Genomic DNA, 18,298 nt, shown 5'->3' on the forward strand with positions numbered 1-18,298 from the left:
CCCCCTACGCCGCGCTGTGCGAACCGCAGGCCTCGGCCGCCGCGCCCTCCGGCCGCGCCGCCATCAGCGGTATCACCTTGCGCGCACCGGGCGGCTCGATGCCGAACTCGCTGCGGCTGCCGCCCTGCTCCTCGAAGAAGAACTTCTCCTTGCCGAACGCCGGTTTCAGCTCGTCCATCCAGGTCGCCGCCGGATCGAACTTCGCATAAAACGGCTTGCGCACCCAGTCCGCATTGCGCGCCTGCAGGAACTGCAAGGCGAACACCTTCTCGCCGCCGATGGTGGCGATGCCGTCGATCACCACCTTGCCGGGGAAGGCGCTCATCGACGGCCCGCGCACCGTGCGCGACAAGCCCGACACCATCTGGTAGGCCGCCTGGAAAATCTCGTGCGCGCGCGCCAGCGGCAGCTGGAAGTATTCGCGCGGCCCGGTGTCGCGCTCGACGAACATATAGTATGGAATCGCCCCCAGCCGCACGCCGGTCTGCCACAGCTCCGCCCAGCTGGCGGGATCCTCGTTGATATGCCGGATCAGCGGTCCCTGCATGCGCAAGGTCGCGCCGGTGCCGACGATGCGCTTGACGGCGCGCTGCGCGATCTCCGGCCGCAGTTCCACCGCATGGTTGTAGTGCCCCATGATCGCCATGTTCTTGCCGGCGGCGACCACGCGCTCGAAAAGACGCAGCAGGTCGTCGGCATCGCGGTCCGACACGAAGCGCTGCGGCCAGTACGCCACCGACTTGGTGCCGATGCGGATGTTCTGGATATGCGCCAGCTCCGGCGCCAGCAGCGGCTCGATATACGCCTCCAGCGAGCGCGTATTCATGATCAGGGGATCGCCACCGGTGATCAGCACATCGGTCACCTCCGGGTGCGTCTTCAGGTAGGCCGCCAGCTCGTGCGACTCCCTGGCGTCGAACTTCATATCGTCCATGCCGACGAACTGCGGCCAGCGGAAGCAGAAGGTGCAATAGGCGTGGCAGGTCTGCCCGGCGCTGGGGAAGAACAACACCGTCTCCTTGTACTTGTGCTGCAAGCCCTTCAGGGGCGCGTCGTTCACGCGCGGCACGTTGTGCGTCATCTGCCCGGCCGGATGGGGATTCATGCGCATGCGGATCTTGCGCACCAGGTCCGCCAGCGCGCCCGGATTGGCGTGGCCCAGCACCAGCTCGCGCAGCTGCGCGTAGTCGTCCGGCGCCAGCATGTCGCGGTGCGGGAAGGTCAGCCGGTAGATCGGATCGTCGGGGATGTTGTTCCAGTCGATCAGGTGATCGAGCACGTACTCGTTGACGCGGAACGGCAGCACATGCGACACCACCTGCACCGCCTCCTGCAGGTCGCGCGGGATCCATTCCCACTGGCGGGAATGGGCGATGGTTTGCCGGATGAACGGCTTGAACTTGGGCGCCTGCGCGCCGGCGGTGTTCCAGGACGAAATCGGTGTGGTGGTCATCGCGGGTTCCTATCGGAGTGAGGGTGCGGGAACTCCATGCTAGGCTTTCCACGCGGCTATAACTTGCGACAACGCAACTCTCGCCGGCGCCAGCGGCGTACAGTTCATCCGGTCAACACTCAACCGACAAGGAACCGCCATGAAACCGCACGCCACGCTGGCCGCCGCCGCCGCCTTCCTCTGCCTGCCCGGCTTCGCCGCCGAGCCCACCGAAAAAGACGCCATCGCCATGGCCGAAAAAGGCGCCGCCTTCGTCAAGGCGCACGGCAAGGAGGAGATGATGAAAAAGATCAGCGCCAGGGACCCCGACTACGTCCAGGGCTCGCTGTACGTCGACATGCGCGACATCAAGACCGGCATCGTGCTGGCGCATCCGATCAATCCCTCCATCGTCGGCAAGGACCTGACCGACATCCCCGACGCCAACGGCAAGAAATACCGGCGCGAGATCATCGAGCTGGCCGCCGCCAAGGGCCGCGGCTGGGTCGACTACCAGTACAAGAACCCGGCCACCGGCAAGATCGAACCCAAGACCACCTACATCCTGCGCGTCGGCGACGTGGTGCTGGAAGCGGGCATCTACAAGAAATAGGAACTGAAAAAAGCCGCGCCGCCACCACGCCGGGAGAGCACCATGCTGAAGAAACTGCGTATCGGTCCCAAACTGCTGCTCGCGCCCGGCCTGGTGCTGCTGCTGCTGATCGTCACCGCCGCCGCCGCGTATGTCGGCATGGTGCGCCAGAACGCCTCGCTGGAAAACCTGGTGCAGGTGCGCGCCGCCCGCCTCAAGATCGCGGCCGACGTCGGCGGCGAGGCGCGCTACGCCCACGCCCACATCTACCAGCTGCTGGCCTGGGTCAACGGCAGCTTCGCGCAGAACCGGCTCGACGCGCTGGGCTTGCGGATCAAGTCCAGCCACGCCGGCATCGAGCAGCAGCTGCGCCAGCTCGACGCCCTGGCCGACGACGGCGAACGCAAGATCGTCGCGCTGTCGCTGCAATCGCTGGCGGCCTACCGCAAGGCGGTGCTGGAGACGATGGAGATGGCGCAGATGGACCAGAGCATCGCCACCAATTCGATGGCGCGCGCGGAAAAACAATTCCTGCTGCTGAACGACCAGCTGGCGCGATTGTCCGCGCTGGAAAAGCAGCTCAGCGAACGGGCGCACGCGCAGGCCAAGGCCGACTTCCGCGCGCTGACCGCCACCATCGCTGTCATGGTGCTGCTGTCGATCGCGCTGTCGCTGGGCGTGACGATGGCGGTGCGCGGCGCCATGCTGCGCGACATCCGCGCCATCGCCGACGTGGTGGTGGCGCTGGCCGCCGGCCGGCTGGCGGCCGGCAACGGCGACCACGGCCGCGACGAAATCGCCGACACCGCGCGCATGCTGGACCAGACCATGCACAACCTGACCCGCACGCTGACCGCCATCCTGGCGTCGGTGCGCTCGATCGACACCGCCGCCCACGAAATCGCCAGCGGCAATCTCGACCTGTCGACCCGCACCGAGATGCAGGCCGGTTCGCTGGAGCAGACCGCCAGCGCCATGGACAGCCTGACGCAGGCGGTGCAGGCCAACGCCGCCAACGCCCGCCAGGCCTGCCAGCTGGCGGCCGGCGCCAGCGAACTGGCGCAGCACGGCGGCGCGGCGGTGCAGCAGGCGGTGCGGACCATGGCGTCGATCCGCGCCAGCTCGCGCCAGATCGTCGACATCATCGGCGTCATCGACGGCATCTCGTTCCAGACCAACATCCTGGCGCTGAACGCCGCCGTCGAGGCGGCGCGCGCCGGCGAACAGGGACGCGGCTTCGCCGTCGTGGCGGCCGAGGTGCGCACGCTGGCCCAGCGCAGCGCCGCCGCCGCCAGGGAAATCAAGGCGCTGATCGCCGCCTCGGTCGCCACCATCGACAGCGGCAGCGCCTCGGTGCAGCAGGCCGGCGAGCGCATGGGCGACATCGTCGCCGCGGTGCGGCAGGTCAACGACATCATCGCCCGCATCAGTGACGCCAGCGCCGAGCAGGCGCAGGGCATCGCCGAAGTCAACCAGGCGGTCGGGCAGATGGACGATGTGACGCAGCAGAACGCCGCGCTGGTCGAGCAGGCCGCGGCGGCGGCGGCCAGCCTGCAGGAGCAGGCGGAGCAGCTGTCGCGGGCGGTGTCGGTGTTTAAGCTGGAGGCGCCGCCCTCAACGCATGGGCTTGCTCAAAAAGCGCGAGCCGGCCAGGCCGAAACGCCACGGCAGCTCCACCGCTTTCGAAATGCCGATGCGCGGACCGGCTAGCACCTCGACCGCCTCGGCCTGGTCGCGCGCCACCAGCTGGAACGGCGACTCGGCCAGCGCCAGGTTGTTATGCGCGCGCGTCACGCCCAGCGCCTGGCACAGCCGCCCCGGCCCGGCGCACAGCAGGCGCTCGCTGCCCGCCCCCAGCCCGCGCCGCTCGCGCATCAAGTCGACGCCGGCCAGCGGTTCCAGCGCCCGTATCAGCACCCCGGCGCCGTGGCCTGCCTCGCGGCAGACAAAATTCAGGCACCAGTGCAGCCCGTGCGAGCGGTACACATAGGTGCGCGCCGGCGGCCCGAACATCGAGAAATTGCGCGGCGTCGGCCCGTTGAAGGTGTGGGCGGCCGGCTCGGTGCGGTCGTAGGCCTCGGTCTCGACGATGCGGCCGCCGACGCCGTCGACCAGCACGGTCACGCCTATCAGTTGGCGCGCCACCTCGCACGAGGGCGCGCTGAAATCGATGCCAGCCAGGTCGGTAATCATGGAGCTATTGTAAACACCAATCTGGTCAGGGCGATCACGAAAGTGGTGACAAATGTATATCAAACCACGGCAATTCGCGACAAAATACGGCCCATCCCCCAGAAAATCGGCACAAATTCGCGCAATCCGCGCCCGCTTGCGGCGATAATCAGGGTCAGCATGCTCAGCATGAGCTCATGCGCGAGTACCGGTGCTGGTTTATAGTGTTGCTATTGCAAAGTACGGCGCCCAGCCGCGGGCCGCCTTTACCCCTGAAGACCATAATGACGACAGTTGCTGCCCCAGCCTTGCCAACAGAAAACGCGGTGGAAGATGCGCTGATGCGTTCCATCCGGATTCCGCCTCGGCCCAGCCTGCTCGTCGACCTGCAGCGCGAACTGGCCCAGCCCGATCCGTCGCCGCGCAAGATCGCCCGCATCATCGGCAACGACGTCGGCATGTCCGGCGCCCTGCTCAAGCTGGCCAATTCGCCGTTCTTCGGCGCCGCGCGCAAGGCCAAGTCGGTCGAGCAGGGCATCAACTTCCTCGGCGTCAACCAGTGCGCCGCGCTGCTGACCGGACTGCTGGCGCGCCAGGCCATCGAGGGCAAGGAGGCCGACCTCAACGCCTTCTGGGAAATCTCGGCGCGCCGCGCGCAGGCGCTGGTGTTCACCTCGCGCAAGCTGCGCATCGCCCCGCCCGACATCGCCCACACCTTCGGCCTGTTCTGCGACATCGGCGTGCCGCTGCTGATGAACCGCTTCAGCGACTACGCCGGCACCTACGACGACGCCTGCAACGATCCCGAGCAGCCGTTCACCGTCATCGAGGACAAACGCTACAGCACCAACCACGCCGCCATCGGCTGCCTGCTGGCGCGCAACTGGGGCTTGTCGCCGGATGTCTCCTGGGCCATCCTGCTGCACCACGACTACCGCGTGCTGGACGACCCGGCCACCGACGACGCCGTGCGCTCGCTGGTGGCCCTGTCGCTGCTGGCCGAAAAAGCCATCCAGCGCTTCCATGGCCACAGCATGTCGTATGAATGGGAAAAAGGCGGCGACCTGGCCTGCCGCCACCTCGGCCTGAGCGAGGATGAAACCGCCGACCTGCTCGACGAACTGCACGAAGCCTTCCACACCGAACGATAACCATCACAACATGCCTAAAAATAAGCGCCCCGTCCCGCGCAAATCCGCCAATTCCCCGGAACTGAAGGACGAACAAAACACCACCGAGCTGTGCGCCCTGGCGCTGGACCTGTCGGATGGCGAATTCAACAACGACATCGTGGCCGACGCCACCCGCGCCGACCTGGCGCAGAAGGCGCTGGAGTTCCAGCGCCTGCTGCGCAAGCTGCTCAACCAGGGCAAGGATGAGGTGCTGTACGGCGCCATCGAACTGGCGCGCGACGAATCGGTGGACGGCTACCGCTACCTGCGCAACGCCGTCGAGGAAGGCGCGGCCACCGTGCTGCTGCGCCGCGAAGGCGCGCCGGAACTGGAGATCGACGCCTTCGCGATCCCGGTGTTCGTGCACAGCCAGGGCGGCCTCGACGCGGCGGCCGACTTCCAGGACGGCGCCGCCTACGAGGCGCTGCTCGACAGCTTCACCGACGCCGGGCTGGAAAGCCCGCAGGCCAAGGTGGTGCTGGTCAGCCACGCCTACGACCTGGAGGAAATCGAACGCGTCACCTACGGCCAGCTGCACGCCATGGTGCGCGAGGCGGCGCAATCGCTGACCGAGAAAAAGATCGCCGCCGCGCCGGCGCTGGAGCGCAGCATGGCGGCCGGCTGGTCGGCCACCGCCTTCGGCGCCGACGACAGCGCGGTCGAGCTGCGCTTCCTGCTGGGCTTTTCGCTCAAGCGCGCCGACGACGCCTTCTATAAGGTGCCGGCCAGCGAAAAGGCGGCCGACGCCTATTTCGCCAAGCGCGCCGAGCGCTACCAGAAATGGACCGAACAGTACGCGCCGCTGGTGCGGCGCTGCCTCGGCCGGGGCCGTGGCGCGATGCCGGAACTGACCCTGAACTTCCTGTACCAGGACCTGTTCTTCGGCGCCCGGGAGCAAGGCCAGTCCGAGTACGCGACGCTGCAGATGCTGTCGACGCTGAACCAGGCGCTGGCCGGCCGCGACCCGGCGCTGGCCGACGCGGTCATCGCCCCGTCCGACGTCGACGACGAGATGGTGCTGCGGGTGCGGCTGGCGGCGGACGGCGCCGTGCTGGCCGCCTGCGACAAGCCGCTCGACCTGGGCGCCGACCTGGCGCTGGAAGTGGACGACCTGCGCGACGCCCTGGCCAGCATCGGCGTCACCCGCGTCGCCGTGGCGCTGCGCTTCGACGCCCAGGGCCAGCCGGTGGAAAGCAAGCCGCTGGCCTGAAAGCGATTTCCTGTTTGACAGTCGCCCCTTAGCCGAGGATACTTTCCTCATCGCGGAACACAGATTCCGCTACCTGGTGCGGCGCAGGGTCTTGTGCTCCGCAGCAAAGGGAGACCAGCATGAAATCATGGGCCATCATCCTGTGCGCCGCACTGCTGAGCGCTTGCGCCAGCCTCTCGCCGGTGCGCACGCCGCCGCCGCAGGTCTTCCACGACCAGCTGTTCCAACCGCCTTCCGCGCCGATCGACACCAGCAGCGTGTTCGCCCTCAGCCCGCGCATGCGCGCCTATCTGCAGCAGGAGATCAGCCTGGCGCACGGCAAGGACGTGCGGCGCCAGCTGTTCGACGCGCTGTACCGCAAGGACAAGCTGCAGCTCGAATACGATTCGGCCATGACCCGCAACGCCAGCCAGACCTTCGACGCCCGCGCCGGCAACTGCCTGTCGCTGGCCATCATGACGGCGGCGCTGGCGCGCGAGCTGAACCTGGTGGTGCAATTCCAGCAAGTCCAGGTCGATGAAAGCTGGAGCCGCTCGGGCAACCTCTACTTCGCCAGCAACCACGTCAACCTGTCGCTGGGCAAGCAGCGCACCGAGCACAATCCCTACTCCGGCGGCTACAACGTCGACCTGTCGAACGCGCTGACGGTGGACTTCATCCCGATCCCGCAAAAGTCGCGCGAAAACGCCCGGCCGCTGGAGGAACACACCGTCATCGCCATGTACCTGAACAACCGCGCCGCCGAACAGCTGGCCGCCGGCAAGGTCGACGACGCCTACTGGTCGGTGCGCAAGGCGGCCGAAGTCGATCCGCGCTTCCTCAACGCCTACAACACGCTGGGCGTGATCTACCAGTACGCCGGCCACTTCGAGGCGGCCGAGCAGACGCTGCGCTACGCGCAGTCGCAAGCGCCCGACAACACCATCTTCCTGTCCAACCTGGCGCAAACGCTGGAGAGCGCGAACAAGCTGGATGAGGCGGCCGTGGTGCGCGCCCGGCTGGTGCAGCTGGAACCGCATCCGCCCTTCCACTTCTTCAACCTGGGCCAGGAAGCGATGAAGCTGGGCGACTATGAGCGCGCCCGCAAGATGTTCGAGCGCGAACTCGAGCGCGTGCCGGACTACCATGAATTCCACTTCTGGCTGGCGCTCGCCAACTACCAGCTGGGCAACCTGCGCGCCGCCGACACCCACATGGCGCGGGCGCTGGAAAACAGCACCACGCGCGGCGACCACGACCTGTATGCGGCCAAGCTGGACCGCATCCGCGCCTACGAGGCCCATCCGCCGGGCAAATAGGCGAAAACCGGCGCGAGGAATGGTATCCTGCGGTAGACATTGCTTGACACATAGTTGCGGACACGCAACAATTGCAAAATATGTAAATCAAGCAGCATTTATCACAAGGATTCCGTCATGCTGAGACTCAGGCCCGCCCGCGCCGCCGTCCCCTTCCTATTCGTCGCCGCCCTGCTCACCGCCTGTGGCGGCGGAGGCGGCGGCGGTAGCGGCGGCGGCGATACCGGCACGCCGGCCGCCAGTCCGGCGCTCACCTTCAGCCCGGCCACCGTCACCGCCAGCATCGGCGCCGGCACCTCGCAGACGCTGAACGTGGTGGCCACCGTCGTGCGCCCGGCCGATTTCGCCAACGCCGGCACCGTGTTCGCCACCCTCACCGACACCACCGGCGTGATCCAGGCCAGCGCCCAGGTGATACGCGACAGCGACACCCAGTACCACGCCGTGCTGCAGACGGCGCCGGCGCTGGCGGCCGGCAACTACAAGGGCAACTTCAGCGTCAAGCTGTGCCGCGACAGCGGCTGCGCCAGCCAGTTCCCCGGCTCGCCGATGTCGCTGCCCTACGACTTCACCGTGGTGCCCGCCGGCCAGGCCACCTTCAGCGCCGTCAGCGCCCTGCCGCTGACCGCCACCGCCCAGCTGGGCGGGGCCGCGCCGGCCAGTGTCGCCGTCACCATCAGCGCCGCCGGCCGCAGCTGGACCGCCAGCACCGGCGGCGCCGCCTGGCTCAAGCTGGACAGCGCCAGCGGCAGCGGCAACGGCACGCTCAACGTCAGCTACGACGCCACCGGGCTGGCCGCCGGCCAGTACAGCACCACGCTGACCGTCACCGCCAGCGACAACCAGAGCGCGGCGCTGCCGGTCGCGCTGACCGTGCTGCCGAGCGGCCTGGTCCTGGGCAGCAACAGCATCACCTTCAACGCCATCAACGGCGCGCCGATCGCCTCGCAGATCGTCAGCCTCGACACCGACAATAAAATCAGCGCCAACTGGACCGCCAGCAGCAGCGCCGGCTGGCTGGGCGTCTCGCCGACCGCCGGCGCCACGCCCGCCACCACCGTGCTGACCGTCGACCCGACCGTCGGCAAGCTGGCCAGCGGCACTTATACCGGCAACATCACCGTGGTGCCGCAAGGCCTGGCCACGCGCACGCTGCCGGTCACGCTCAACCTGAGCCAGGCCACGCTGCTGGCCTCGTCCAACAGCATCACGCTGGGCGGCGCCTATGGCCGCAGCTTCGGCGGCTCGCAAACGCTGAACCTCAGCCTGAACACCGGCACCAACAGCTGGCCGTGGAGCATGGTGAGCCTGCCGGCATGGGCCACCGCCAGCGTGGCCAGCGGCACCGTCAACCAGGTCTTGTCCAGCACCGTGCTCGCGGCCAAGCCGGCCAACGCCAACGTCGGCGTGACCTCCAGCCTGATGTCGCTGTTCGCCCTGGTGAACGGCGACCTGGTGGCCGCGCCGGTGCTGCTGACGCTCAACAAGGACACCCACAAGCTGCTGCCGGCGGAAACCGCGGTGGCCTTCGCCAGCACACCGGGCTGGACCCGCCTGACCCGCACCATCAAGGTGACCGACAACTACGACAGCTTTGGCGGCATGACCGCCACCAGCAACCAACCGTGGCTGGTGGTCGGCGTCAACGGCGACAAGCTGATCCTGACCGCCGACCCGACGCCGATGCTGAACGACACGCTGAGCACGGCCACCATCACGCTGCAGGCTTCCGATCCGGACGCCAGCGCGCCCGAACCGATCCGCGTCGCGTTGTGGAAAGGCGCGGCCACGCCGTCCGGCAAGACCGTCGTGCCGCTGTCCTACACCAACGTCATCACCGATCCGGCCCGTCCTTACGCCTACGTGCACAACGGCGGCGCCGTCATCGACGTCTACAACCTGTACACCGGCCTGAAGGAAGCCAGCATGGCCGGCTTCTCGGCCCACCTGGGCGACATGGCCGCCGGCCTCAACGGCGACTACCTGTACGTGGTCGACATCGACAACAGCCGCATCACCGAGGTCAACCTGGCCACCCGCGCCATCAGCCGGCAGCTGCCGCTGGCCACGGCCGGCACCAAGGCCACCCGCCTCAAGGTGGCGCGGCCGAACGGCGTCGAAGTGCTGCTGCTGAGCGACGGCCAGGCCTTCCTGACCGCCACCTTCGCGGCCCTGCCCAAGCTGCCGCTGAGCACCGGCGGCACGCTGGCCGCCAGCGGCGACGGCAAGCTGGTGGTGCAGCAGGATGAGGGCGGCGCCAGCAGCGTGCAGCACACCAGCATCGCGCTCGACTACGCCGCGCTCAACAACGGCACGCTGTACTCGGCCAAGGTGCCGAAAGCCAGCCATACCAGCCCCGGCACGCTGGGCCAGGACCTGCTCGTCCGCCTCAACAGCAGCGACAAGTTGCTGATCTACAGCGCCAGCAGCACGCCCAAGTCGTGCAGCGTGATGCTCGCGGACGACCTCGGCGTGCAGGGCTATCTGCCGATCGGCGACGCCACGCCCAACAACATCGAAGTGGGCGTCGACGGCCGCATCTTCTGCGGCGGCGCCGTCAAGTCGGACAGCAGCGATATCTGGATGTACGACAGCACCGGCGCCACCCTGCTCAAGCAATTCAAGCTGGGCAGCGTCGGCAAGCAGCTGCTGCCGCGCCAGATGGCGCTGTCCGGCGACGGCTGGATCGTGGTCGGCATCACCGACGACGGCGCCGTCACCATCTTCCCGGTCGGCCCGTAAGCGCCGGCGGCGCAACAAAAAATCCCTCCCCGGCACCGGGCGCGTCAAGATCGCGCCCGGTGCCGGGGAGGGATTTTTTTATGGGGAACGGCGTCAGTAGCCGGTGCTGCGGCCGGCGATCACCGGCAAGTCGTCGTCGGTGGTCATGACCCAGATCAGGCGGGCGATGGTTTCCGAGGCGATCACCGTATGGTGGTTACCTTGCGCCATCAGCTTCTCGCGGATCTCACGCCGCACCGCGGGAATGCCGGTCAGGTCGAACAGGATATCGACGCCGGTGCCGAGCGCCACGATCTGATCCAGCGACACCACGCTCAAGCCGGCGTCCAGCGCCATTTGCCGGCCCGGCGTATCGCCGCTCTCGGCCACCCCCACCAGTTCCACGCCGCGGCCGCGCCGGCCCAGCATATTGCGCAAGAACGCGGATCCGATACGGCCCAGTCCGATGATGGCGATTTTCTGATTATCCATGGTGTCCCCTGCTTGGTCTTAGGTAAAATTCAACTGCGATCAATGCCCCTGTTAAAACTATGCTAAAAGAAAGTGTATTGAAAGCAAGCATAACCATGACTTCTCGACAAGGCAAGACGAATGGAACGGAATGAACTGCTAGACCACATTTTTTGGCACACGCTGGCCGGCGCGCACCGCCAGCACTCCAGCGGCACCGACCAGGTGCGGCGCTACACGCAGGGCTTCTCGCCCATCATCGCCTTCGCCGACCCGGCGCGGCCGGACTTCGCGGCGCTGGCGCCGTGGTGCCTCAAAGGCGAGCACTTCTACTGCGAAAACTGGAACGGCGCCGCCCCGTCCGGCTGGCGCATCGACGCCGAGACCACCATGTTCCGCATGGTCTGGGACGGCGCGATGCCGGCCGCCGACCCGGCGCCCGAGGCCGTGCCGCTGCAGCCGCGCCACGCGCAGCAGGCGCTGGAGCTGGCCACGCTGTGCAAGCCCGGCCCGTTCGGCATCCGCACCATCGAGCTGGGCGACTACTTCGGCTATTTCGACGGCGAGCGGCTGATGGCGATGGCGGGCGAGCGCCTGCGCGCGCCGGGGCTGTGCGAGATCAGCGGCGTCTGCACCCATCCCGACTACCAGGGACGCGGCCTGGCCAAGCGCCTGATCGGCAAGCTGATCCGCCGCCACATGCTGCGCGGCGAAACCTCCTTCCTGCACGTCATGCGCACCAACCCCGCCCACCAGCTCTACCTGGACATGGGCTTCAAGGATTACCTGGAATCGACGGTGCGGGTGGTGGTAGCGGAATAAGCCTGGTCCGCCGACTTATTGCAGCTTGATTGCCACCACCCGGCCATCGCCGAGGCGTGCACCAGTGGCGATCATCAGGAACTTGCCGGCGCTGATGGCCAGCTCCCCGGGGTAGGGCGCTTGCCAGACCGACTGGTGCATTGCCAGATCAATCGCATACACGTTCTGATCGGTGCTCACAAACGCCAGATTCTTGGTCACAACCACGTTGCGGTAAAAGCTCTTGTCGGTGGCAGGTGGCGTCCACGACCACAGCACTTTACCGGTGCTCTCGCTGATCGCATCAAAGCGTGCGGTATAGCCGGTGGTCGCGCCCGTGTAAATCGAACCGGTGCCGGCGTAGATCACGCCGTCCACCAACGCGGGCTGAGTCAAATAGCGGTCCGCAGTGATCCACAGCGGACCGATATTGGCGCCGCCCAGCCCGAAGTTGACGATCTGCCGGCTGCTGCCGCCTGCCGCGCTGCTGCCGCCCAGCCCGGTGAACTGTGTACCGCTCAAGACCAGCACATTGTTGGAGGATCCGAGTACAGGCGCTGAAATCGCATCGGACGAATTCGCATTGTTGGTCGCATTGGTATCGCGGATGGACGCTACGCGGCTACCGTCGGCGCGCCGGTAAACAAACAGCGCCGAGCCGTTGTAGTAATAGACCTGCTCCTGGTCCACTGCCGGCGTGGAAAAAGCGTTATTGCCGTCGCTCATACGCCAGCGGGTCGCGCCGTCACCCAGCGAGAACGAAGTGACGCCGCCGGAGAAATACGCGCCGTCGATGAAAAGGCTGTCGCCTTCGATGGTGGGCGCCAACACGTCGTCGCCGCGGGTCAGCGGTATTTTCCGGGTCAGGCCGCCGTCTTTGGCATTCAGCGTCCAGAGGCTGTAACTGTACATGGAATTATTCACCTCGCGAGCATTCGCATACACGGCGCCATTCGCATAGGCCGGAGCATTCAAGGCAAGATTGGAAGCAGTCTTGCTCCACAACGCAGTCCCGGTGGCCTCGTCCAGGGCATAGGCCCCATTGGCCATGTTGTAATTATCGCTCGTCAAAAATACCTTGCCATCGCCGCTGGCGACCGAATTCAACGCGCCCAGTTGCGGCAACCACCACGTCCAGGCCTGCTTGAACCTGGAGACATCCGCAAGCAGCGGCACATAGCCCCTGTGGGTCGCATTGCGCTGATACATGCCCCAATCCTTCAACTCCATGGCGACTTTGTAGCTCAGTGTCTGCGTCGTGCCCGCACGGGGCGTCACGCAAGCGGCGTCCTCGCACAGTTGCACCGTCAGTTGGCCTTGCAAGCCATCATAGACAATATCGGGCAACACCTTGAGTGTCACGCTATGTTTCCCCCCGGAAGAACTGATGGGCGTATTCAGCGCGAACAACTTTTGATCGAACTTGACCACGGGGATCAACGACTTGCTACCAGCACCGGCAACATTGACGTCAAAGCTCAGTTGCCCGGACGCGCCCTCTGCCAGCTGGATGGTTTGAGTCGGGGCGGACAGGCTGATCGACAAAGGCGCTTCGGACGAACCGCCGCCGCACGCGCCCAATGCCAGCAAGACAACGCCAGCGCTACAAATTTTCAACATGAAGTACTTTCAAAAAAATCATTTGACTAAATAATCACAAAATAGATGCCTTTAGTCAATAATTCTTTTTGGAAATTATCATCTGGCGAGGGCGGCCCGCAAGACCGACCAAGACTTCATCTTTTCGGCATAGGCCAGGGTATAGGCGGGGCTGCTGGACGGCAGCGCGATAATCTCGTAGCGCATAGCGCGCTCCTTCAGCACCTTCAAACCAAGCTTGGCCGCGGTGCCGCCATTGAAGCCAATCGCAGCGATGTTGTGGTAGCGCTCCAATAGCCCAGGCAAATCATTATCGTCGCGATTGCGGATAGCGCTGTCCAGGCTGCCGGGCCGATGGGCTTGCGCCACCACATCCCACAGCCCTACGCCATGGGCCAGCAAGGCTTGCAGGCGCGCGGCGTAGTTGAGTGTAACCAGTTCCAAACCGATCACTTCCGACATCAGCAGCCAGAACTTGTTTTGACGATTGGCGTAATATTCTTGCGCCGCGAGCGACTTTTCTCCCGGCAGACTACCCAGCACCAGCAAGCGGGTATGTTCGTCGATCACAGGATCGAAGCAGCACTTGCGCGCCGGCGCACCGGAAGGGGATGGAGATGGGTCTGCAGGCATGCTGCCATTGTACCGGACAGTGGACAGGCGCATTTTCGGGTGTAGAATTTGACGGCGGCACCGACCGCGCCATAACAATAACCGCGGGAGACTAGTATGACGGAACGCACCATCGATACCCTGCTGGCCCAGTACAGCGAAAGCCATCTCAATCCCACCAACGAACTGATCCACTTTGTCTGCGTGCCCATCATCATGTTCACGCTGCTCGGCCTGGTGTGGGCCATCCACCCGCTGGCGGCGCTGGCGCTGACCCTGGCCTCGCTGTGGTACTACTTCAAGCTGTCGAAGCCGTTCGCGGTGGGCATGCTGCTGATGGCGGCCGTGATGCTGGCCCTCCTGGCCGCCCTGCCGGAGCGCGCCATCCTGCCGCTGTCGATCGCGATTTTCGTGCTGGCCTGGATCGGCCAGTTTATCGGCCACAAGATCGAGGGCAAGAAGCCGTCGTTTTTCGACGACCTGCGCTTCCTGCTGATCGGCCCGCTGTTCGTGCTGGGCTTTCTGTACCGCCGCCTGAACCTGGCGTACTGACTAGCGGAACATCGCGTGGGCGAACAAGGTCTGCGCGGCGCCCTGCATTTCGTCCTCGGCCAGCATCAGCACCAGCATGGTGCTGATCGCCACATAGCCCAGCAGCGTGATGACCTTGATTTGCAGCGCGGTGCTCATGCCGCTCTCCTGTTGATGATTATAAATTTCACTATACTTGGTATTTCAACAAAATCAGCTAGATTTACACGCCGGTTACAACTTAAATCCGCGGGTGTTGCGTCGCAACAAAAAGGTGGCTACTAGGCAAGAAACCGCCGCGCCAGCTATACTCGTTCGATGTCCTCTCCTTTACTCTTCGTCATCGCCTGTTTGATCTGGGGCTCCACCTTCTTCGCCATCACGCTGCAGCTGGGCGAGGTGGCGCCGGCCGTCTCCGTGGTCTACCGCTTCGCGCTGGCCTCGGCCGTGCTGTTCGCCTGGTGCGCCGTGCGCGGCGACCGCCTGCGGATGCCTTGGCGCACGCAGCGCTGGATGATCCTGCAAGGCTGCGCCACCTTCGGGCTCAGCTACATCTGCACCTACACCTCCGAGCAATACCTGGTGTCCGGCCTGGTCGCCGTGCTGTTTGCGCTGATGGTGTTCTGGAACCCCATCCTCAACCGCCTCGCCTTCGGCACGCCGCTGGGCTGGCGCACCTGGAGCGCCGGCGGCGTCGCCATCTGCGGCGTGGTTTTGCTGTTCTTCCAATCCATCCACGGCGCCTGGAACGAGATCCTCAACGGCGGCAACGGACACTTCCTGCTCGGCCTGGTGCTGGCCCTGACCGCCACCATCGCCAGCTCGGTCGGCAACGTGGTCGTCATCAAGGTGCGCGAGCAATCGTCCAACGTGCTGCTGACCATGGCCTGGTCGATGCTGTGGGGCAGCCTGCTGGTGGCCGTGTGGGTGCTGGTCAGCGGCCAATCGTTCAGCATGCCGTCCACCGCCAGATACTGGGGCGGCCTGCTCTACCTCTCGCTGTTCGGCTCGGTGATCGCCTTCGCCGCCTATTTCACGCTGATCCACCGCATCGGTTCCGACAAGGCCGTCTACATCGGCGTCGTCACGCCGGTGATCTCGGTGCTGCTGTCGATCCAGCTCGAACACTTCCGTCCCGGCGCGCTGGAATGGGCCGGCATGGTACTGTGCCTGTCCAGCGTCGCCTGGGCCCTGCAATCCGATTCCCCCCTCCCTACAGAAAGCGCAGCAGAAGCCTGATGAGCACTTCCGAACTCAACATCCGCCCGGCCACGCCGGCCGACGTCCCCGCCATCTTCGGCATGATCTTCGAACTGGCCGTGTTCGAAAAGCTGGAGCACATGGTGGTCGCCAACGAAGCCATGCTGCACGACAGCCTGTTCTGCGACAAGCCGGTGTGCGAAGCGCTGGTCGGCGAGACCGGCGGCGAAGTGGTCACCTTCGCGCTGTTCTTCCACAACTTCTCCACCTTCCTGTGCAAGAAGGGCCTGTACCTGGAAGATTTGTACGTCAAGCAATCCTGCCGCGGCAAGGGCTACGGCAAGCAGATGCTGGTCGCGCTGGCGCGCCTGGCGGTCGAGCGCGACTGCGGCCGCTTCGAATGGTCGGTGCTGGACTGGAACGCCAACGCCATCACCTTCTACGAAGGCATGGGCGCGACCGTGATGCCGGACTGGCGCATCTGCCGCGTCACCGGCGATGCGCTGACGCATTTGTCGGACCAGGCGTAAAAAAAATCCCACACAACGATATTGCTGTGTGGGAAGAACCCGGTGTCAGTGGGAGGGAGATTGAATCAACGGATTCACTATAGCCTCCCTGCGCGCCGGCTTCCGCAGGCCTTACAAATCATTACCCCGCCTTAAAATTGCTTACCTCCGCTTTACAAAAACCTGCTGCCTGCTATTGATTCATCGCAAGGTGCGAGCGGTCGACTCCCAGAGAATGGTGAGGATGCCAACTTTGCCGGAGTCTGCCATGATCAAATTGCCCCCCGTCATTATCACCGTCTACAAGGCCTGGCTGCGTTCCCGGCTGGACCGCTACAAGCGCGCGCTGGAAGTGATCGCCGCCCAGCGCGAGAATGATTTCCATGCGGAACGTGTGCTGCACAAGCAGGTGGTCACGGTGCGCTCCAAGCTGCAGTCGCTATGAGCGCCCGCGCCCGGCCAGGCGCTCCAGCAGCTCGAACGCGCCCTGGGTCAGCAGCGCCAGCAGCGCCGCCGGAATCGCCCCCGCCAGCAGCATGTCGTTGTCGTTCAGCGCCAGGCCGATCGTGATGCGCTCGCCGAAGCCGCCGGCGCCGATGAAGGCGGCGATGGTGGCCGTCCCCACGCTCATCACCGCCGCCGTCTTGACGCCGGCCAGTATCACCGGCAGCGCCAGCGGCAGGTCGATATGCAGCAGGCGCTGGAAGGGACGCAGCCCCAGCGCCTGCGCCGCCAGTTGCAGGCCGGCCGGCACTTGCAGCAAGCCGGTGCAGGTGTTGCGCACGATGGGCAGCAAGGCGTACACCACCAGCGCCACCAGCGCCGGCACGGTGCCTATCATCCCCAGCAGCGGAATCAGCAGCGCCAGCAGGGCCAGCGACGGCACGGTCTGCAGCACGCCGGTCAGGCCCAGCACCACTTGCCGCAAGCGCGGCAGCGCGGCCGCCAGCACGCCCAGCGGAATGCCGGCCACGCAGGCCAGCGCCACCGCCAGCAGCACCAGCGTCAGATGCTGGCGCGTCAAGCGCCACAGGTTGTGGTCGAAGAGCTTGGCCATCAATCCATCGCGCGCCGCTCCCGTGGCGGGTGCGGATGCCACGGGCACGCCGTGTGCGCCGGCGGTCTGCGGCTGATGCGTCGCCAGCCACTCGCGCGCCACCCGGTCGAACCCCTGGCCGTCGATTTCGGCGGCGGCGTTCATGGCGATCATGTCGGCCGCGCTGATGCGTCCCTCCAGCTGGCCGATCGCCTTCCACGCCTCGGGAAAGCGCTGCGCCGCATCGAGCCGGTACAGCAGCACCGCGTCGTAGCGCGGGAAGTAGGCGCGGTCGTCGTCCAGCACGCGCAAGCCGTACTGCCGGATCTTGGCGTCGGTCGAATAGATGTCGATGACGTCGACCTGCTTCTGCATCAGCGCCTCGTAGGCGATGCCGTGGTCCAGCCCTTCCGGTCGCTGCTTCAAGCCGTAGCGCGCGGCCAGCCCCGGCCAACCGTCCGCGCGGCCGATGAATTCATGCGACAGCCCGAAGCGCAGCTTGTCCTGGCCCGCCAGCTCGCTCAGCTTCCGCACGCCATCCGGGCCGCCGCGCATCGCCAGCGCATAGGTATTGTTGAAGCCCAGCGGCACCGCCACGCCCAATCCCATCGGCGCCAGTTCGCGCCGGATCCGCTCCAGCGGCGCGGCCTGCGTGTGCTTGAGGATTTCCAGGTCGATGGTGCCCAGGTATTCGGGATAGACGTCGATGCGCCCCGCCTGCAACGCGGCCAGCACGATGGCGGTGTTGCCCAGTCCCTGCAGGTGCTCGGCCTTGGCGTGCGGCGCGGCGGTCTGCGCCAGCACCTCGCCGAGGATATAGGATTCGGTGAAGCGCTTGGAGCCGATGCGCAGCGTGTCGCCGGCCGCCGCCGCGTCGGCGATCGCCAGGCACAGCAGCGCCGCGCCGGCCAGCCAGGCCGGAAGTCGTCGTGATATCCGCAC

At 65.8% G+C, this 18,298-nt stretch carries 18 protein-coding genes; 11 read left to right on the forward strand and 7 right to left on the reverse strand.

What is annotated here, in order from left to right; translation table 11 throughout:
* Positions 1 to 4 precede the first annotated feature (4 nt).
* Positions 5 to 1,453 carry a KamA family radical SAM protein gene (locus ACEN9F_RS15355; RefSeq protein WP_413420942.1) on the reverse strand — a complete coding sequence of 483 codons (1,449 nt, stop codon included), beginning with the start codon at positions 1,451 to 1,453 and terminating at the stop codon, positions 5 to 7.
* Between the two features lie 139 nt (positions 1,454 to 1,592).
* Between ACEN9F_RS15355 and ACEN9F_RS15360 the strand changes: the two genes are divergently transcribed.
* Positions 1,593 to 2,045, forward strand: coding sequence for a cache domain-containing protein (locus ACEN9F_RS15360; RefSeq protein WP_413420944.1), 453 nt, complete (start codon positions 1,593 to 1,595; stop codon positions 2,043 to 2,045).
* Between the two features lie 42 nt (positions 2,046 to 2,087).
* On the forward strand, positions 2,088 to 3,734 hold the full coding sequence (locus tag ACEN9F_RS15365; RefSeq protein WP_413420946.1) for a methyl-accepting chemotaxis protein: 1,647 nt from the start codon (positions 2,088 to 2,090) through the stop codon (positions 3,732 to 3,734).
* On the opposite strand, the gene ACEN9F_RS15370 is transcribed toward ACEN9F_RS15365, so the two are convergent.
* Positions 3,639 to 4,217, reverse strand: coding sequence for a DNA-3-methyladenine glycosylase (locus tag ACEN9F_RS15370; protein WP_413420948.1), 579 nt, complete (start codon positions 4,215 to 4,217; stop codon positions 3,639 to 3,641). The genes ACEN9F_RS15365 and ACEN9F_RS15370 overlap by 96 nt on opposite strands.
* Positions 4,218 to 4,480: 263 nt before the next feature.
* Here ACEN9F_RS15370 and ACEN9F_RS15375 point away from each other — a divergent pair, with 263 nt between their 5' ends.
* From ACEN9F_RS15375 to ACEN9F_RS15390, 4 genes are all read left to right on the forward strand, one after another.
* Positions 4,481 to 5,347 (forward strand): HDOD domain-containing protein, encoded by an 867-nt coding sequence (locus tag ACEN9F_RS15375; protein WP_413420950.1) that lies wholly within the window; start codon positions 4,481 to 4,483, stop codon positions 5,345 to 5,347.
* A gap of 10 nt (positions 5,348 to 5,357) precedes the next feature.
* Positions 5,358 to 6,578, forward strand: coding sequence for a hypothetical protein (locus ACEN9F_RS15380; RefSeq protein WP_413420952.1), 1,221 nt, complete (start codon positions 5,358 to 5,360; stop codon positions 6,576 to 6,578).
* A gap of 119 nt (positions 6,579 to 6,697) precedes the next feature.
* Positions 6,698 to 7,876, forward strand: a complete 1,179-nt coding sequence (locus ACEN9F_RS15385; RefSeq protein WP_413420954.1) for a tetratricopeptide repeat protein — start codon at positions 6,698 to 6,700, stop codon at positions 7,874 to 7,876.
* 117 nt (positions 7,877 to 7,993) lie between these two features.
* Positions 7,994 to 10,618: a BACON domain-containing protein gene (locus ACEN9F_RS15390; RefSeq protein ID WP_413420956.1), complete on the forward strand. Its 2,625-nt coding sequence runs from the start codon at positions 7,994 to 7,996 to the stop codon at positions 10,616 to 10,618.
* A 93-nt stretch (positions 10,619 to 10,711) separates the two neighbouring features.
* On the opposite strand, the gene ACEN9F_RS15395 is transcribed toward ACEN9F_RS15390, so the two are convergent.
* Positions 10,712 to 11,089, reverse strand: a complete 378-nt coding sequence (locus tag ACEN9F_RS15395) for a homoserine dehydrogenase (protein ID WP_413420958.1) — start codon at positions 11,087 to 11,089, stop codon at positions 10,712 to 10,714.
* 120 nt (positions 11,090 to 11,209) lie between these two features.
* On the opposite strand from ACEN9F_RS15395, the gene ACEN9F_RS15400 reads away from it, so the two are divergent.
* Positions 11,210 to 11,890 (forward strand): GNAT family N-acetyltransferase, encoded by a 681-nt coding sequence (locus tag ACEN9F_RS15400; protein ID WP_413420960.1) that lies wholly within the window; start codon positions 11,210 to 11,212, stop codon positions 11,888 to 11,890.
* A gap of 15 nt (positions 11,891 to 11,905) precedes the next feature.
* Here ACEN9F_RS15400 and ACEN9F_RS15405 read toward each other — a convergent pair whose 3' ends face one another.
* Together ACEN9F_RS15405 and ACEN9F_RS15410 are read right to left on the reverse strand one after the other, a co-directional pair.
* Positions 11,906 to 13,459 carry a PQQ-binding-like beta-propeller repeat protein gene (locus ACEN9F_RS15405; protein WP_413420962.1) on the reverse strand — a complete coding sequence of 518 codons (1,554 nt, stop codon included), beginning with the start codon at positions 13,457 to 13,459 and terminating at the stop codon, positions 11,906 to 11,908.
* A gap of 108 nt (positions 13,460 to 13,567) precedes the next feature.
* Entirely contained in the window at positions 13,568 to 14,101 is a 534-nt protein-coding gene (locus tag ACEN9F_RS15410) for a DNA-deoxyinosine glycosylase (protein ID WP_413420964.1), read from the reverse strand.
* A gap of 96 nt (positions 14,102 to 14,197) precedes the next feature.
* Here ACEN9F_RS15410 and ACEN9F_RS15415 point away from each other — a divergent pair, with 96 nt between their 5' ends.
* Complete coding sequence (locus ACEN9F_RS15415; protein WP_413420966.1) at positions 14,198 to 14,632, forward strand: DUF962 domain-containing protein; 435 nt, start codon at positions 14,198 to 14,200, stop codon at positions 14,630 to 14,632.
* On the opposite strand, the gene ACEN9F_RS15420 is transcribed toward ACEN9F_RS15415, so the two are convergent.
* Positions 14,633 to 14,770 (reverse strand): hypothetical protein, encoded by a 138-nt coding sequence (locus tag ACEN9F_RS15420; protein ID WP_413420968.1) that lies wholly within the window; start codon positions 14,768 to 14,770, stop codon positions 14,633 to 14,635.
* A gap of 159 nt (positions 14,771 to 14,929) precedes the next feature.
* Between ACEN9F_RS15420 and ACEN9F_RS15425 the strand changes: the two genes are divergently transcribed.
* From ACEN9F_RS15425 to ACEN9F_RS15435, 3 genes are all read left to right on the forward strand, one after another.
* Positions 14,930 to 15,850, forward strand: coding sequence for a DMT family transporter (locus tag ACEN9F_RS15425; protein WP_413420970.1), 921 nt, complete (start codon positions 14,930 to 14,932; stop codon positions 15,848 to 15,850).
* Complete coding sequence (locus ACEN9F_RS15430; protein WP_413420972.1) at positions 15,850 to 16,341, forward strand: N-acetyltransferase family protein; 492 nt, start codon at positions 15,850 to 15,852, stop codon at positions 16,339 to 16,341. Before ACEN9F_RS15425 ends, ACEN9F_RS15430 begins: the two co-directional genes overlap by 1 nt.
* 247 nt (positions 16,342 to 16,588) lie before the next feature.
* Positions 16,589 to 16,765, forward strand: coding sequence for a hypothetical protein (locus ACEN9F_RS15435; protein ID WP_413420974.1), 177 nt, complete (start codon positions 16,589 to 16,591; stop codon positions 16,763 to 16,765).
* Here ACEN9F_RS15435 and ACEN9F_RS15440 read toward each other — a convergent pair.
* Positions 16,760 to 18,292, reverse strand: a complete 1,533-nt coding sequence (locus ACEN9F_RS15440; RefSeq protein ID WP_413427079.1) for a glycine betaine ABC transporter substrate-binding protein — start codon at positions 18,290 to 18,292, stop codon at positions 16,760 to 16,762. The genes ACEN9F_RS15435 and ACEN9F_RS15440 overlap by 6 nt on opposite strands.
* Between the last annotated feature and the right edge of the window lie 6 nt (positions 18,293 to 18,298).

Origin of the sequence: Duganella sp. CT11-25, assembly GCF_047302815.1 — a bacterium.
Taxonomy (GTDB): domain Bacteria; phylum Pseudomonadota; class Gammaproteobacteria; order Burkholderiales; family Burkholderiaceae_D; genus Rugamonas.

Bases quoted from the DNA above. Each gene is read 5' to 3' on its own strand.
- ACEN9F_RS15395 (WP_413420958.1), bottom strand. From the start codon at position 11,089: ATGGATAATCAGAAAATCGCCATCATCGGACTGGGCCGTATCGGATCC.
- ACEN9F_RS15385 (WP_413420954.1), top strand. From the start codon at position 6,698: ATGAAATCATGGGCCATCATCCTGTGCGCCGCACTGCTGAGCGCTTGC.
- ACEN9F_RS15420 (WP_413420968.1), bottom strand. From the start codon at position 14,770: ATGAGCACCGCGCTGCAAATCAAGGTCATCACGCTGCTGGGCTATGTG.
- ACEN9F_RS15410 (WP_413420964.1), bottom strand. From the start codon at position 14,101: ATGCCTGCAGACCCATCTCCATCCCCTTCCGGTGCGCCGGCGCGCAAG.
- ACEN9F_RS15380 (WP_413420952.1), top strand. From the start codon at position 5,358: ATGCCTAAAAATAAGCGCCCCGTCCCGCGCAAATCCGCCAATTCCCCG.
- ACEN9F_RS15355 (WP_413420942.1), bottom strand. From the start codon at position 1,453: ATGACCACCACACCGATTTCGTCCTGGAACACCGCCGGCGCGCAGGCG.
- ACEN9F_RS15370 (WP_413420948.1), bottom strand. From the start codon at position 4,217: ATGATTACCGACCTGGCTGGCATCGATTTCAGCGCGCCCTCGTGCGAG.
- ACEN9F_RS15430 (WP_413420972.1), top strand. From the start codon at position 15,850: ATGAGCACTTCCGAACTCAACATCCGCCCGGCCACGCCGGCCGACGTC.
- ACEN9F_RS15365 (WP_413420946.1), top strand. From the start codon at position 2,088: ATGCTGAAGAAACTGCGTATCGGTCCCAAACTGCTGCTCGCGCCCGGC.
- ACEN9F_RS15390 (WP_413420956.1), top strand. From the start codon at position 7,994: ATGCTGAGACTCAGGCCCGCCCGCGCCGCCGTCCCCTTCCTATTCGTC.
- ACEN9F_RS15375 (WP_413420950.1), top strand. From the start codon at position 4,481: ATGACGACAGTTGCTGCCCCAGCCTTGCCAACAGAAAACGCGGTGGAA.
- ACEN9F_RS15360 (WP_413420944.1), top strand. From the start codon at position 1,593: ATGAAACCGCACGCCACGCTGGCCGCCGCCGCCGCCTTCCTCTGCCTG.
- ACEN9F_RS15415 (WP_413420966.1), top strand. From the start codon at position 14,198: ATGACGGAACGCACCATCGATACCCTGCTGGCCCAGTACAGCGAAAGC.
- ACEN9F_RS15435 (WP_413420974.1), top strand. From the start codon at position 16,589: ATGATCAAATTGCCCCCCGTCATTATCACCGTCTACAAGGCCTGGCTG.
- ACEN9F_RS15400 (WP_413420960.1), top strand. From the start codon at position 11,210: ATGGAACGGAATGAACTGCTAGACCACATTTTTTGGCACACGCTGGCC.
- ACEN9F_RS15425 (WP_413420970.1), top strand. From the start codon at position 14,930: ATGTCCTCTCCTTTACTCTTCGTCATCGCCTGTTTGATCTGGGGCTCC.